This window comes from Salininema proteolyticum, assembly GCF_042685645.1.
GTDB classification, from domain to species: Bacteria; Actinomycetota; Actinomycetes; order Mycobacteriales; family Micromonosporaceae; genus Salininema; species Salininema proteolyticum.
Genome location: NZ_JBHUNX010000001.1, coordinates 693,598 through 707,632, shown reverse-complemented (window position 1 = coordinate 707,632; position 14,035 = coordinate 693,598). Strand labels below are relative to the sequence as shown.

Here is a 14,035-nt window from a genome sequence, read left to right as displayed (position 1 = left end):
CAGAACAGGGGTTCGCACACCAGTCGCCGCCTGTGAACGGCGGTCATACAGAAGTATGAGGTCGTCGCGGGCCGGACGGCCTGAACTACACTGTCACCCATGTCCCTCCACAACGAGATGAGAACTGCAGTGGTGCCACGTGTCTGACCTCCGGTGGAACTACGGCGCCCGCACCGACGTAGGCGAGGTGCGCGACCACAACGAAGACGCCTACCACGCCAATCGGAGGCTCATCGCCGTGGCCGACGGGGTGGGAGGGGCCGCCGCCGGGGAGGTCGCCAGCAGTCTCACGATCGCTCAGATGGCCAAGCTCGCCCACCGCGATCCGGCGAGCGCCGCCGCTCAGTTCGACGCGGCGGTGGAGCACGCGAGGGCGGACATCCGCGAGCACATCGAGCAGCACCCCGACTCGGAGGGCATGGCGACGACGCTGACGGGCCTGTGGCTGGACGACGAGGGCGTCCACCTCGTCCACATCGGCGATTCCCGCGCCTACCAGCTGCGCGGCGACGACTTCGCACAGATCACCACGGACGACTCCTATGTCCAGCACCTCGTCGACGAGGGGGCCATCACGAAGGCCGAGGCGGCGACGCACCCGTACCGTTCGGCGGTCACGCGGGTGATCCAGGCCAACGAGCTCCCCCACCACTACGAGGACCGGCCCGTCGAGGTGGGCGACCGTTTCCTGGTCTGCTCCGACGGGTTGAGCGACTACGTCGCCGAGGACGTCCTCGAGACGGCGCTGCGCAACTGCCAGGATCCCCAGGACGCGGCCGACGCGCTGGTCAAGCACGCTCTGGCCGAGGGCGCTCCGGACAATGTGACGGTCGTCGTGGGCGATGTGGAGCCGGCTCCCTCGCCGTTCCACTGGGTCGTGGCCGGCGCGGGCGCCGTGGCGCTGGCGATCATCGCGATCCTCTTCCTCACCCTGCTGCGCTGAGAGCGCGAGACGCGACGAAAGGGGCGCCGGGTTGCCCGGCGCCCCTTTCGCGTGTCCGCTTTACTTGATCATCTTGTCCAGCGGCTTGGTGAAGAAGAGCATGACCACTCCGGCGACCAGGGCGAGCCCGCCCAGGGCGTAGAAGAATCCGACCTGGCCGAAGGCCGGCACCATGGCGGTGTAGAGCAGTCCGCCCAGCGGCGAGCCCAGGGCGAGCGACAGGAACCAGAGGCCCATCATCTCGCTGCGGATGCGCTTGGGTGCCAGCTGCTGCGTCACCGACATGCCGACCGGGGAGATCGACAGCTCGCCGAAGACGATGAGCAGGAAGACCAGGATCATCCAGGACAGGCCGACCTTGTCGCCGGTGACGTCGGCGGAGCCCTTCAGCCAGCCCAGCATGAGGAACGGGACGCCGATGAGGAACAGCGCGGCGGTGAACTTCTTGACCGCGCTGAAGCCCTCGCCGAGCTTGACCCAGAGGGCGGCGAACAGCGGCGCGAAGAGCAGGATGAACACCGTCGAGATGTTGTTGACCCAGCCGGAGGGGACCAGGAAGCCGAGGACGTCGCGGTCGACGGAGTCCTCGATGAACACCAGCACTCCGGAGAAGATCTGGAAGTACAGCATCCAGAACACCGCCGAGGCGGCGAACAGCCCGATGAAGCCCTTCATGCGGGAGCTCTCCTGGGCGGTCATGCCGCCGGCCTGGCGGAAGATCTTAACGAAGTAGATCAGCGCGATGGCGATCTCGGCCACGGCGATGATGAACGGGATGTAAGAGGACTTGAACGGCAGCAGGAAGCCCCACGCGGTGAACACCAGCACCAGCGCCGCCGTGGTGATGAGGGTGGCGTTGAGGACGCGCCGGGCCTCGACCGGGCTCAGCGGGTTGGCCGGCTTGTCGGGGTCCTGGCCCTCGTCGGCTCCGCCGACGGACTTCCAGCCCATGCGGTACATGACGAGGCCGACGGCCATGCCGACGGCGGCCGCGCCGAAGCCCCAGTGCCAGCCCGCCTCGCCGGCCAGGTAGGGGACCACCAGCTGGCCCAGGAAGGAGCCGAGGTTGATGCCCATGTAGAAGACGGAGAAGCCGGCGTCGCGGCGCGCGTCGGACTGCCCGTCGTAGAGGCGTCCGACCAGCGTGGAGATGTTCGGCTTCAGGAATCCCGAGCCGATGACGATGAGCGCCAGTCCGATGAAGACCGGTGCGGCGCCTCCGAGCGGCAGGGCCATGGATATGTGGCCGAGCATGATGATCACGCCGCCGACGAAGACCGCCCGCCGTGCTCCCAGCACGCGGTCGGCCAGCCAGCCTCCGGGAAGCGAGGTCAGGTAGACCAGGCCGGAGTAGATCGACGCGATCGCGACCGACAGCGTCTCGGACATGCCCAGGCCGTCGTGGGCCACGTCCGCCATGAGGAACAGCACGAGAATGCTGGAGAGGCCGTAGAAGCTGAAGCGCTCCCACAGCTCGGTGCCGAACAGGACGGCGAGGCCGCCGGGGTGGCCGAAGAACGACCTTCCGCTGCGCGCCTCTTTGAGCTCAGGTGTTGTCACGATACTCCTCGGTGGGCTCTCCGCCCTGTGGGGCGGAGGATGTGCGGGCCGCGTGTGCCCAGGGGTGTGGGGCACTGCGGCGGACACCCCATCTTCGATCCGGATTCCACCGAGGGTTAACGAGCGTTCAGGCGGTTGTTGAATTTTCCTCAGGACCGCCTGCGGCAGGGCTCACGTTAGGAGACGCACACCGCGGGTTTCCGCAGTACGCAGGCGGGTCAGACCCGCTCGGCCACTGAGACGGTGATCCCATCGAGGATGTCGTGCTCGCTGACGGTCATCTCCGAGAGGTTCGCGCGCTCCATGATCGTGCGCAGGATCAGGGCGCCGCCCACGATGACGTCGGCGCGACCGGGGTGCATGACGGGGTTGGCCAGGCGGGCCGAGACGTCCATGGCGGCCAGGTCCCGCGTCACCTCGGCGACCTGCGAGTAGCTCAGGCGGGTCCCGTCGATGGTCTCGGAGTCGTACTTGTCCAGGCCCAGCGCGACCGCCGCGATCGTGGTCGCGGTGCCGGCCACCGCGACGAACTCGCCGACCTTCTCCCCCGTCATCACCGCGGCGAGCGCCTCGTCGACGGCGGCGGTGATGTCGAGCAGCGCCGCGTCGACCTCGCCGGCGGCCGGAGGGTCGGAGTGGAGGTGGCGCTCGGTCATGCGCACGCAGCCGATCTGGACCGACCGGGCGGCCCCGACGTCGTCGCCGTGGCCGGTGACGAACTCGGTGGAGCCGCCGCCGGTGTCGACCAGCAGGCGCAGGCCGTCGGTCTCGGGGAGGCGGGACATGGCGCCGACGTAGGAGAGGCGGGCCTCTTCGTCGCCGGAGATGACCTCCGGTTCGATGCCGATGATGGAGCGGACCATCCCGGCGAACTCCGCGGCGTTGTCCGCGTCGCGCGTGGCCGAGGTGGCCACCATGCGGATGCCCTCGGCGTTGAGCTCCGAGATGTCCTCGGCGTAGGCGTGCAGGGCCTTGCGCGTGCGCTCCAGGGCCTGTTCGCCGAGGCGCCCGGTCTTGTCGACGCCCTCTCCGAGGCGGACGACCTCCATGCGGCGCACCAGGTCGTGCGCGACGCCGTGGTCGTCCACGTCGGCCACCAGGAGCCTGATGGAGTTCGTTCCGCAGTCGATTCCCGCGTACCTGCCCACTGATTCACTCCCGTTCTCGGCGGTCGCGCCGCCGTGTAGCTCTCATGCCCGCGGCCCCGGCCTCCGCCGGCCTCTCGAGCGGCGGAGCGGGAGTCCCGCGGCTATTCCGCGGCGGCCTGCTCGTCGCAGCAGGACACCGGTTTCCACCAGTGCGGCAGCATCTCCAGCGCCTCGTCGCCCAGCGGGTTGACGCCGGGCCCGGCCGCCAGCGAGTGCCCCACCAGCGCGTGGAGGCATTTGACCCGTTCGGGCATGCCCCCGGCGCTGTACCCGTCGATCTCGGGCACGTCGCCCAGCTTCGCCCGGCGCGCCAGGTAGTCCTCGTGGGCCTCACGGTACTCGTCCGCGAGGTCCGCGTCCTCGTCCAGGCGGGCGGTCATCTCCTTCATGACGCCGCCGCCCTCGAGGCGCCCGATCGCCGAGGACGCCTTGGGGCAGGTGAGGTAGTAAGTCGTGGGGAAGGGCGTCCCGTCGTCGAGGCGCGGCTCGGTCTCGATGACCGCGGGCTGCCCGCAAGGGCAGCGCCACGCCACGGCGTGCGCGCTTCGGATGGGGCGGCCCAGTTGGCGCGACACCGCCTCGGCGTCGGCCTCGGTGACCGGTTCGGGCTCTTGCGCGGGGAAGTCGGAACGCTCGCTCATGTCTGCTTTCTGAAGGCTGGTCTCGGGGGCCCGGTCCGCCGGGGTTCGGCGGTGGCCGGCCGGACGGCGGCACCGTCGGGCGCTACTCGTCGTCTTCCGGATGGTCGGCGGCTTCAACGGTATCCAAGAATTCGTCGTACCACTGCCTATCGGGGTCCGAGTCACCCCGCGGGTCGGGTCGGGTCCTGCCGTCCTCGCCGCCCAGCACCACGACGAGCTCCTCGCCCGGCGGAACCAGGCCGAGGCGCTCGCGGATCTGCGCTTCGACGTAGGTGTCGTCCTCCCACTTCTCGCGCTCCGTCTCGAGGTCTCCGATGCGGTCGCGCTGTTCGCCGTTGCGGTCTTCCAGGCGGTCGATCTCGATCCGCTGCTCCACATAGGTGCGCAGCGGATAGGCGTAGGCGAGGGCCAGGACGGACAGTACCAGGGCGAGGACGGCCGCGCGTCGCGAAATGCGGCGCGGCGGGCGCTTCTTCCGGCGCTGGAGGTCCGGCGGCGCGCCGGCCCGCGTCCTCGTGGCGCGGACGCGCCCGGGGCCGCCCTTGCCGCGGGGATTGCCTCGGGAACCGCCGCGGCCTTCGCCGGGGCGGGTGGATCGTCTGGAGCTCACGGGCCGATTCTAGTACTCCCGGGGGCGAAACCGACGAACGCTCGCCGAATCCGTTGGGGCGTCACTCCCGAAACCGTTGCCGGAGCGAAGAAGAGGACCGGCGCCGAAGCACCGGTCCTCTGTCTCCGCGCGTGGAGGCCTCCGCGCGATCGGCTAGGCGCCGTACTTCGGGAAGGCCGAAGCGCCGGCGTAGCGGGCGGCGTCGTCGAGGTCTTCCTCGATGCGCAGCAGCTGGTTGTACTTGGCGACGCGCTCGGAGCGGGCCGGGGCGCCGGTCTTGATCTGGCCGGTGTTCCAGGCGACGGCCAGGTCGGCGATGGTGGTGTCCTCGGTCTCGCCGGAGCGGTGGGACATCATGCAGCCGAAGCCCGCGCGCTGGGCCATGCTCACGGCCTCGGCGGTCTCGGTCAGCGTGCCGATCTGGTTGACCTTCACGAGCAGTCCGTTGGCGGACTTCTCCTTGACGCCGCGGGCCAGGCGCTCGGGGTTGGTGACGAACAGGTCGTCGCCGACGATCTGCACCTTGTCGCCGATCTCGGAGGTCAGCTGGCTCCAGCCGGCCCAGTCCTCCTCGTCCAGCGGGTCCTCCATGGAGACGAACGGGTAGGCCGCCACGAGCTCCTCGTAGTACTTCGCCATCTCCTCGGCGGAGCGGTTCTTGCCCTCGAACACGTAGGCGCCGTCCTGGTAGAACTCGGTGGCGGCCGCGTCGATGGCGAAGGCGATGTCGGACCCGGCCTTGTAGCCGGCCGTCTCGATCGCCTGGGTGATCAGGTCGAGGGCCTCGCGGTTCGAGCCCAGGTTCGGGGCGAAGCCGCCCTCGTCGCCCAGTCCGGTGGACAGGCCCTTGTCCTTGAGGACGGCCTTCAGGGCGTGGTAGGTCTCCGCGCCCCAGCGCAGCGCCTCAGCGAACGAGGGGGCGCCGATCGGGGCGATCATGAACTCCTGGATGTCGACGTTGGAGTCGGCGTGCGACCCTCCGTTGAGGATGTTCATCATCGGCACCGGCAGGACGTGGGCGTTGGCTCCGCCGAGGTAGCGGTAGAGCGGCAGCGCGGTCGAGTCGGCCGAGGCGCGGGCCACGGCCATGGAGACGCCGAGGATCGCGTTGGCGCCGAGGTTCGACTTGTCCGGCGTGCCGTCCAGGTCGAGCATCTGCTGGTCGATGAAGCGCTGCTCGGTGGACTCGAGTCCGATGAGGGCCTCGCGGATGGGGCCGTTGATGTTGTCGACCGCGGTCGTGACGCCCTTGCCGCTGTAGCGCGAGCCGTCCTTGTCGCGGAGTTCGAGGGCCTCGAACGCGCCGGTGGAGGCGCCGGACGGAACCGCCGCCCGCTGAAGGACATCGTCCTCGAGCAGGATCTCGACCTCTACGGTCGGGTTGCCGCGGGAGTCGAGGATTTCACGCGCCCTGAGATCTTCAATTGCTGCCACTGTCACTCCTTAGTAGTCGCCACCGGCGGTGGCCTTCGAGCTCACTCCATGGTTCTTGCCGCGCGCGGATCTCGTCGCCCCAGGCCCGGATTTGTGGCGTCGGGCACCAGCCCTCGAGCCTCGGCGGGCCGTCGTCCGCTCCGGGCGGCGACGCCGCTGCCGTAAACGGTGGCCTCCGGGAACGCCGTGTGCGATCGGTCGCCTCGGCGCGGTTCCACGCGGAGGAACGCGGCGCTGCGCCCCCGTACAGCCTACGCCCCCTCGGCCGACCGGGCGGGGAATAGGTGGCCGTGACCGTCTCGCAGGGCACCGGTCGGCGCCCACTACACTGGTGGTGACCGGGTCCGCCCGCGTCCCCCACCCCGACCTCAGCCCGCACCTCGGCACCGCGGGTCCCGCCGCCGTGTCCCCGCCGTTGGGAGATCCCACCCGTGAAGAAGATCCTGCGCTCGCTCCCCGTCCTGTCCCTGCTCCTGGCCGGCTGCGTCTCGGCCGACGGGGCCTCCGAGGACAGGGTCATGCTCTCCGAGATCGGCTCCCGGCTCGAGTCGACCGGCGCCTACACCGCGACCTACCGCCTGGGCGACGGCTCGGACCTGACCGTCGCCGTCGACGCCTCGCACGCCCGCGCCGCCGTCGTGGGCGAGGACTCCGCCGAGGTCTGGACGGGCGACGAGGCCGAGTCGCTGCCCATCTGGCTCAAGCTGCAGCTGCACAACACGCTGCCCCCGCAGGAGACGGTCGCCGCGTGGCTGGACAAGGCCGCCCTCGACTCGAGCGCCAAGATCGAGTTCAGCGACACCACCCTGGCCGGAGAGCTCTCCGACTGCGTGACCGTCCAGGGCGCCTCCGAGTCCGACGTGGCCGACTTCGAGGTGTGCGTGACCGTTATCGGCGTCGTCTCCTCGGTCGAGGCGCGCACGCCGCAGGGGCGGTTCGACGCCCGCCTCATCTCCTACTCCGACGGGGTCGACGACGAGTGGTTCACTGACCTGCAGGTCTCCTCTTCCGTTTGAGGCGCGGCGACGCGCGGCCGTGGCGCACGGCATAAACGGCGCCCCGGTGGAACCGCCGGACGCGGGGCCTGTAAGATAGTTTCTGTTCGCGACACGGACCGGAAGAAAAAACCGGTGGTGAAGCGGGCAATGGCCAAGCCACAAGCTCCCGTCGTCTAGGGGCCTAGGACGCCGCCCTCTCAAGGCGGAAACGGCGGTTCGAATCCGCTCGGGAGTACCAAGGCAAGGGGTTTCGCACAGCGACTCCCTCCTTGAGGATCCGGTTCACGCCGGAGGAACAATTGAATGAGCTCCCGTCGTCTAGGGGCCTAGGACGCCGCCCTCTCAAGGCGGAAACGGCGGTTCGAATCCGCTCGGGAGTACGTATGCGCAAGGGGTCGACTTCGGTCGGCCCCTTGCTTTCTCTCATCGAAGGCCTCCTCTTGCCGCCCGAAATCTCCCTTTTCGCGCCATCGGCGGTTCCCGCCGAGTTCACAGACCGTTCAACCCCGGTTCCTAGAGTTCTCCAACGATGACCGTCACAGACAAGACCCTTTCCCTGCCCAGGATCCCGCGCCAGGACTCCGCCGACGGGAAGGCACCCCGACGCCCCGCCTTCCGCCCCGAGATCGAGGGCCTGCGCGCCATCGCCGTCCTCCTCGTGGCCGTCTACCACATCTGGTTCGGCCGCGTCTCCGGCGGCGTCGACGTCTTCCTGTTCCTGACCGGCTTCTTCATCACCGGCTCCCTCCTGCGCATGGTCGAAGGCCACGGCCGGGTCCGCCCGCTGCGCTTCCTCGCCCGCCTCGCCAAACGCCTCCTGCCGACGGCGGCGGTCGTCCTCCTCGGAGTCCTGACGGCGACGTACCTGTGGGTGCCCTCCGAGCAGTGGAGCGGAGTCGTCGGCGAGGTCTTCGCCTCCGCGCTGTACTTCGAGAACTGGGCCCTGGCCTCCGACTCGGTGGACTACCTCGCGCGCGAGGGAACCCAGAGCCCCGTCCAGCACTTCTGGTCCATGTCCATCCAGGGCCAGTTCTACCTCGTCTGGGCGGTCCTCTTCGCCCTGCTGGCACTCCTCGCCAAGCTGACCTCGCGAAAGGCCCTCAAGCTCATGGCCCTCGGCGCCATGGCCGCCGTCTTCGCCGCCTCGTTCGCCTACTCGGTCCACCTCACCGCGGCCAACCAGCAGCTGGCCTACTTCCACACCGGAACGCGCCTGTGGGAGTTCGCCCTCGGCGGCGCGACGGCCCTCCTCATCGCGAAGGTGAAGCTGCCCATGGGGATCCGCGTGGCCATCGGCTGGCTGGGCCTGGCCGGCCTGGTGCTGTGCGGCGCCCTGGTCAACGTCTCGGCGATGTTCCCCGGCTGGATCGCCCTGTGGCCCACCGCGGCGGCGCTCTTCGTCCTCCTCGCCGGGAACACGGGCAAGCCCTACGCCGCCGACCGCCTCCTGACTCTCCGGCCCCTGGCGGTGCTCGGGTCCTGGTCCTACGCGCTCTACCTGTGGCACTGGCCGGTCCTCGTCTTCTACCTCCACGTCTCCGGCCGCGAGGAGGCCACCTGGCGGGGCGGCTTCTACGTCATAGCCGCCTCCCTCGTACTCGCGGCGGCGACGACCTACACCCTCGAAAGGCCGCTGCTGAAGTGGAAGCCGCAGAAGCGGATCCACGTCAAGGCGCTCGCCGCCGGGCTCGCCTTCGTCGTCCCCGTCGCCGCCGCGGCCCACGTCGCCGGGGGCCTCATCGACCAGAAACGCTACGAGGCCCAGCGCGCCACCGCCGAGGCGGCCTCCGACTTCGACAACTACCCCGGCGCGCTGACGATCCTGCGACCGGAGGAGTACGGCGACGTCCCCGAGCGGGACTTCGTTCCCTCCCTGGAGGACGACGGCGACTACCCGCAGCTCAACACCGACGGCTGCGACCCCGGGCTGAAGAGCGCCGAGGCGAAGGTCTGCGAGTACGGCGACCCGGACTCCGACCGCACCGTCATGCTCGTCGGGGCCTCGCGCGTGGGCCACTGGTTCCCCGCCTTCGAGCACGCCGCGCTCAACAACGGGTGGCGGCTGCTGACCCTCTCCAAGAGCGGCTGCCAGTTCACCGTCCTGGACGGCGCCTTCGGCTACGAGCGGGAGATCGCCGAGACCTGCGAGCAGTGGAACGAGGACGCCATTCCGCAGATCGAGCGCTACGACCCCGACCTCGTGGTCGCCCTGGGCTCGCGGGCTCTCTACGACCGCGAAGAGGTCCCGCCGGGATTCGCCGAGCGCTGGGAGGTGCTCGACCGCATGGGCGTCCCGGTCCTGGCCGTCCGCGACATCCCGCGCCGCAGGGGGCGCCTGGACGACTGCATACGTCAGAAGAGCGTCGAGGAGTGCTCCTACGACCTGGAGCGCAGCCTCGACCCGGTGCCTCCGCAGGAGCGCTACGAGAACGTGCCGGACAATGTGACCTTCGTGGACTTCGGTCCGTACGTCTGCCCGGACGATTCCTGTCCGGCGGTGATGGGCAACGTCCGCACGTTCCGCGACGCGGCGCACCTCAACGCGACGTTCGCCGCGACGCTGTGGCCCGCCGCCGCGGACGCCGTCAAACAGAAGACGGGATGGTTAGGGCCGCGCCACTTCGAGGACGATCTTGCCCCTCGTGCGGCCGTTCCTGCTCTCGACCCACGCCTCCGCGGCGTCCTCGAGAGGGAGCGTCCTGGAGACCTCCACGCGCAGCAGGCCGTCGTCGACCATGCGCCCCAGGGTCTCGAGGTGGCCGCTGTCGGGCTCCACGAAGACGTACTGCGCGCCCAGCTGAGGGGCCTCCGGATCGGCGATGGAGACGATGCCGTGCGGGTCGGGGACGAGGTCGAGGAAGTCCCTGACGGCCCCTCCCCCGAACAGGTCCAGCGCCGCGGTGACACGGTCGCCGTCGAGGAGGTTCTCGATGCGACCGATCATTCCCGGGCCGTACGTGACCGGTTCGGCCCCGAGGTCCTCCAGGTAGCCGAAGTTGCGTTCGGAGGCGGTCCCGATGACTCGCGAGGCGCCCATCGCCTTCGCGGTCTGGACGGCCATGGAGCCCACTCCCCCGGCTGCGGCGTGGACGACGACCACGGAACCCTCGCCGGCCTCGACGGCGAGGAGGCACTGGTAGGCGGTCAGCCCCGCCAGGGGCAGGCCGGCGGCCTCGGACCAGCCGAGCCCGGCGGGACGGCGCGTGACCATGTGCCGCCTGGCCTTGGTGTACTCGCCGTAGGTCCCCCACTGGACCTCCGGGTAGCGGACGTAGCCCATGACCTCGTCGCCCTCGGTGTAGTCGCGGACCTCGGAGCCGGTGCGCTCGACGACGCCGGCGACGTCCCACCCGGGTATGAGCGGGAAGCGGCCCGGCATGGCCGCGTCGAGGTATCCGGCGGCGACCTTCCAGTCGACCGGGTTGACGCCCGCGGCGACGACGCGGATGAGCATCTCGTCGGGTTCGATCTCCGGGGCCGGCACGTCGTCGACGCGCAGCTGCTCCTGTGTCCCGTATTCGGGCATGATGACGGCTCTCATGCGCCTATGACAACACGCTCGGCCGGGACCTGAGAGGGAACCGCCGAAAGTGGGGTCCTCAGCGCGAGCGCCGCCGCCGGATCACGACTCCGACCAGTATCAGGGCCGTGAAGACCGCCGGCACCGTGCCGAGCGCGATGAAGAAGCCGGCGGGGTGGATGTGGAGGGTGGGCTCCTCCGCCGCTCCGGCGGCCGTGAAGAGGTGCGGGAAGGACAGGTCCTCGCCGCGGTCCATGGCGTCGCCGCCCGCCAGGACGATGGCCCCGGTCAGGCTGATGAGCCAGACGACCAGGAGGGCCGGGTAGAGCTTGAGGCAGAGGACCCAGAGTGGTCCGCGTCGGTCGGGCATCGTTCCTTGCGCTTTCGGGGAGGTGGGGGCTGGTTCGCCCCTCGGCAGGACGCCGCCGGTCGGACGGCGCAATACCGAGAATACTCCATGACATCATATAGGCGTCATCTGGACTACGCCATTGTCAGCGTGACGTCTTTCCGTGGGCCGTATGCTGTCTTGGCGGCGACCTTCAGTCGTTCTCCACCACCGCGATGACGCGGGCCCCGCTGGCCTCCTCGGAGACGGTCCGGGAGACCGGCGCCTGGTCGAAGGCGAACTCCTCCACCGACATCGATTCCATGCCCGTCGAGTAGTAACCCTCGTCGCCCACCGCGACGCAGTGGTGCGCGGGGGTCCAGCTCTCCGAGTCGGCGGGCCCCAGCAGCAGCGCCGTCCCCGATTCGAGGTTCACCAGGATGTCCGAGTTCAACTGCGAGCTGGAGGCGCAGGCCCTGTCGCCCTTGACGTCCGTCAGCGCGAAGGTCGCGTCCGGCATGCCCAGCTGGTCACGCAGGTCGATGGTCGTGCCGACCTCTCCGGACGAGGTCACCTCGGTCAGGTTCTGGTCCTCGTCGAGGGTCCAGGCGGTCGCGTCGCTCTCCCACTGGGGCGTGCAGCCGCCCCGCAGGTCGATGCTCTCCCCGGAGCCGTCCAGCTTCAACAGGGAGTAGGAGACCGTGTCGTCCTCGATCAGGGCGGCCGAGACCCCTCTGCCGCTGGGGACCCACGCCGGCGGGGCGCACTCCAGGTCCAGCGGCCGGTCGGTCAGCGTGATGACGGCGCCGTTCGTCAGGTCCACGCCGACCAGGCGCTCCCCGGCGTCGCCCTCGGTGGCGAAGGACAGGGCCGTCAGATTGTCCGAGACGGCGATGGAGCCCTCCACGACGCCGTCCTTCAAGCGCTCGTCGATCTCGGTGAGGTCGACCAGTTCCCGCGAGGCGCCCTCGGAGTCCATGGTCCAGAGTTTCTGCTCCGACTCGAGGTAGAGCACGCCGACGGTTCCGCTCGGAATCGAGTCGGGCACCGACACCTCGTCGGACTCGAGTCCGTACTCGCGCGTCTCCTCCTCGCTCGGGGACCCGTCGTCCGAGCCCTCGGAGGCCTCTTTCATTCCGCATGCCGCCAGCGCCAGGGGAAGGGCGAGTAGAGCGGCTGTCCAACGTCGGCTTTCCATTTGCGGTTCTCCATAAGACGATTCGGGGTTCCGGTACATCCTAAGCGATGCTCGATATTCCGAGCCGCGCGGTTCCGGGGAGCGGCCTTTTCCCCGACTCTATCGGCGATCGCATCGAGAATCCACACTGGCCTTTCCCGACCGCCCGCTCGGTACAGTTTCCGACCGTATGGATATGCGGCTCAAAGGAAATAGGCCAGGGCTGCCAGACCGGAGGCGAGAGCGCTCATTCCGAGTCCGGTGCTGTTGAGGACGATGCCGGTGACGGCCATTCCACCGCCCCGGACGTCGTCCGGGCGCCGGCGGATCTCCCTTCGCGACACGATCCCGGCCGTGAGTCCGCCGATGCCCAGGATGAGCGAGGTCGCCGCCGGAGTGAGGCCGGCGGAGAAGGAGCCCAGATAGAACAGCATGGAGGCGAGCCCGAACAGGGCCGATCCGATACCGAAGCACATCGACGCCACGCCCCGGCCCGAGAGCATCTTCCGGTACTTCGGCCAGACCAGCAGGAATCCGTCGACGGACCCGGCCACGTTCGGCATGGGCTGCCTCCATTGCGGAGGCGCGTAACCGGGGGCGGCCGGCATCGCCGGCCCGTAGCCCGCGGGAGCGTAGGCCATGGGCATGTTGTACTGCGCGTTCGTCGGCTGCCCGTAGGCCGCCGGTATCGGCCCGATTCCTTGCGGCGGTTGCGCGGCGGCCGGTACGGCGCCCTGAGCCGGCTGGAAGGAGGCCGGATCGGCGCCCTGCGGAGGACGCATGGAGACCGGCTCCGACTCATGCGGAGCCGAACCGGTGCCCTGAGGCAGTTCCATGGAGACCGGCGCGGCATCGTGCGCCGCCTGCGCGGGGTCGGTGCTCGTCGGCGGTTCCGTGGAAGCGGGTTCCGGCGCAGAGGACTGCTCCGCACTCGACGGAACCTCCCGCGGGGGCGTCTGCCGGGGTTCTTCCGGGGTCTTCGCCGACTCTTCCGCTGCTTGAGGGGCCTCGTCGTCCTCGGACACCGGTGCCCTCACGCCCTCGTCCTGCTCGGCCTCGGCCCGGCCCGCTTCCGTCCGGCCTTCTTCGGCCGGAGCCTCGTTCTCCGATGCGGCGTCCGGGTCTCGGGGGTCTGGTCCGGCGGAGGCCGGCTGCGGCGTGTCGTTCACGCCCTCCATGGTAACCGTCCGCTTCCGCCTCCGCGACGGTCCTCTGCCCGGCTTTATCGTGTGGGGCCCCGAAACGAACGGACACTTTTCCACAAAATGCGACACGATCCCGTTCGCCGCCGTCCGATCCGGACACCGACCGCCCCACGCGAATGGAATCGCCGGCTTTCTCCGGCACCGCCGATCGTGCGGGACCGGCCGCGAAGGGAATTCCCTTCGGTCGGCCTATTTCAAGTTGTCGGCGATGTCCTGGAGGTACTCGTCGACCTGGTAGCGGTCGTAGCCGCGAAGGGTCCTCTGGAATTCGAGGCTGACGATCGAGTCGGGATGCGGGGGCGATCCCAACTCGATGGCGGTCCTGATGCGTTCGATGGCGCGGTCCACCTGCTGTCTGTCGTATCCGCGAAGCTGCACTGAGAAATAGGGGCTCTCCATAGCCATAGAGTGTGCCACACGTAATGATGCGTGTGCAATCTTGGACTCGATATTCCCACCATTCCCACCAGG

Annotated in this window: 12 protein-coding genes, 2 tRNA genes and 1 pseudogene; 5 read left to right on the top strand and 10 right to left on the bottom strand. The window is 69.3% G+C overall.

What is annotated here, in order from left to right:
- The first annotated feature begins 139 nt into the window (after positions 1-139).
- The gene (locus ACFTE1_RS03325) at positions 140-943 is read left to right on the top strand and encodes a PP2C family protein-serine/threonine phosphatase (protein ID WP_380617493.1); all 804 of its coding nucleotides are present in this window, start codon (positions 140-142) and stop codon (positions 941-943) included.
- Positions 944-1,003: 60 nt separating this feature from the next.
- On the opposite strand, the gene ACFTE1_RS03320 is transcribed toward ACFTE1_RS03325, so the two are convergent.
- The 5 genes from ACFTE1_RS03320 to eno form a co-directional block, all read right to left on the bottom strand.
- Positions 1,004-2,503, bottom strand: a complete 1,500-nt coding sequence (locus ACFTE1_RS03320) for a peptide MFS transporter (RefSeq protein ID WP_380617494.1) — start codon at positions 2,501-2,503, stop codon at positions 1,004-1,006.
- A 218-nt stretch (positions 2,504-2,721) separates the two neighbouring features.
- Positions 2,722-3,651 carry a Ppx/GppA phosphatase family protein gene (locus ACFTE1_RS03315; protein WP_380617495.1) on the bottom strand — a complete coding sequence of 310 codons (930 nt, stop codon included), beginning with the start codon at positions 3,649-3,651 and terminating at the stop codon, positions 2,722-2,724.
- 101 nt (positions 3,652-3,752) lie between these two features.
- On the bottom strand, positions 3,753-4,292 hold the full coding sequence (locus ACFTE1_RS03310; protein ID WP_380617496.1) for a DUF501 domain-containing protein: 540 nt from the start codon (positions 4,290-4,292) through the stop codon (positions 3,753-3,755).
- Between the two features lie 82 nt (positions 4,293-4,374).
- Entirely contained in the window at positions 4,375-4,902 is a 528-nt protein-coding gene (locus ACFTE1_RS03305) for an FtsB family cell division protein (protein ID WP_380617497.1), read from the bottom strand.
- 153 nt (positions 4,903-5,055) lie between these two features.
- Positions 5,056-6,336 (bottom strand): phosphopyruvate hydratase, encoded by a 1,281-nt coding sequence (eno, locus tag ACFTE1_RS03300; RefSeq protein WP_380617498.1) that lies wholly within the window; start codon positions 6,334-6,336, stop codon positions 5,056-5,058.
- A 431-nt stretch (positions 6,337-6,767) separates the two neighbouring features.
- On the opposite strand from eno, the gene ACFTE1_RS03295 reads away from it, so the two are divergent.
- The 4 genes and pseudogenes from ACFTE1_RS03295 to ACFTE1_RS03280 all read left to right on the top strand — a co-directional run.
- Positions 6,768-7,352 (top strand): hypothetical protein, encoded by a 585-nt coding sequence (locus ACFTE1_RS03295; protein WP_380617499.1) that lies wholly within the window; start codon positions 6,768-6,770, stop codon positions 7,350-7,352.
- A 144-nt stretch (positions 7,353-7,496) separates the two neighbouring features.
- Positions 7,497-7,572: transfer RNA gene (locus ACFTE1_RS03290), tRNA-Glu, on the top strand.
- Between the two features lie 69 nt (positions 7,573-7,641).
- Positions 7,642-7,714: transfer RNA gene (locus ACFTE1_RS03285), tRNA-Glu, on the top strand.
- Positions 7,715-7,863: 149 nt separating this feature from the next.
- Positions 7,864-9,891: pseudogene (locus ACFTE1_RS03280) on the top strand (acyltransferase family protein); the annotation flags it as partial.
- Between the two features lie 48 nt (positions 9,892-9,939).
- On the opposite strand, the gene ACFTE1_RS03275 reads toward ACFTE1_RS03280, so the two are convergent.
- The 5 genes from ACFTE1_RS03275 to ACFTE1_RS03255 form a co-directional block, all read right to left on the bottom strand.
- Positions 9,940-10,788, bottom strand: a complete 849-nt coding sequence (locus tag ACFTE1_RS03275; protein WP_380762903.1) for an NADP-dependent oxidoreductase — start codon at positions 10,786-10,788, stop codon at positions 9,940-9,942.
- Between the two features lie 145 nt (positions 10,789-10,933).
- On the bottom strand, positions 10,934-11,224 hold the full coding sequence (locus ACFTE1_RS03270; RefSeq protein ID WP_380617500.1) for a hypothetical protein: 291 nt from the start codon (positions 11,222-11,224) through the stop codon (positions 10,934-10,936).
- Between the two features lie 172 nt (positions 11,225-11,396).
- Positions 11,397-12,380: a hypothetical protein gene (locus ACFTE1_RS03265; protein ID WP_380617501.1), complete on the bottom strand. Its 984-nt coding sequence runs from the start codon at positions 12,378-12,380 to the stop codon at positions 11,397-11,399.
- Positions 12,381-12,562: 182 nt separating this feature from the next.
- Positions 12,563-13,528: a hypothetical protein gene (locus ACFTE1_RS03260; RefSeq protein WP_380617502.1), complete on the bottom strand. Its 966-nt coding sequence runs from the start codon at positions 13,526-13,528 to the stop codon at positions 12,563-12,565.
- Positions 13,529-13,753: 225 nt separating this feature from the next.
- Entirely contained in the window at positions 13,754-13,963 is a 210-nt protein-coding gene (locus tag ACFTE1_RS03255; protein WP_380617503.1) for a DivIVA domain-containing protein, read from the bottom strand.
- Positions 13,964-14,035: the final 72 nt, after the last annotated feature.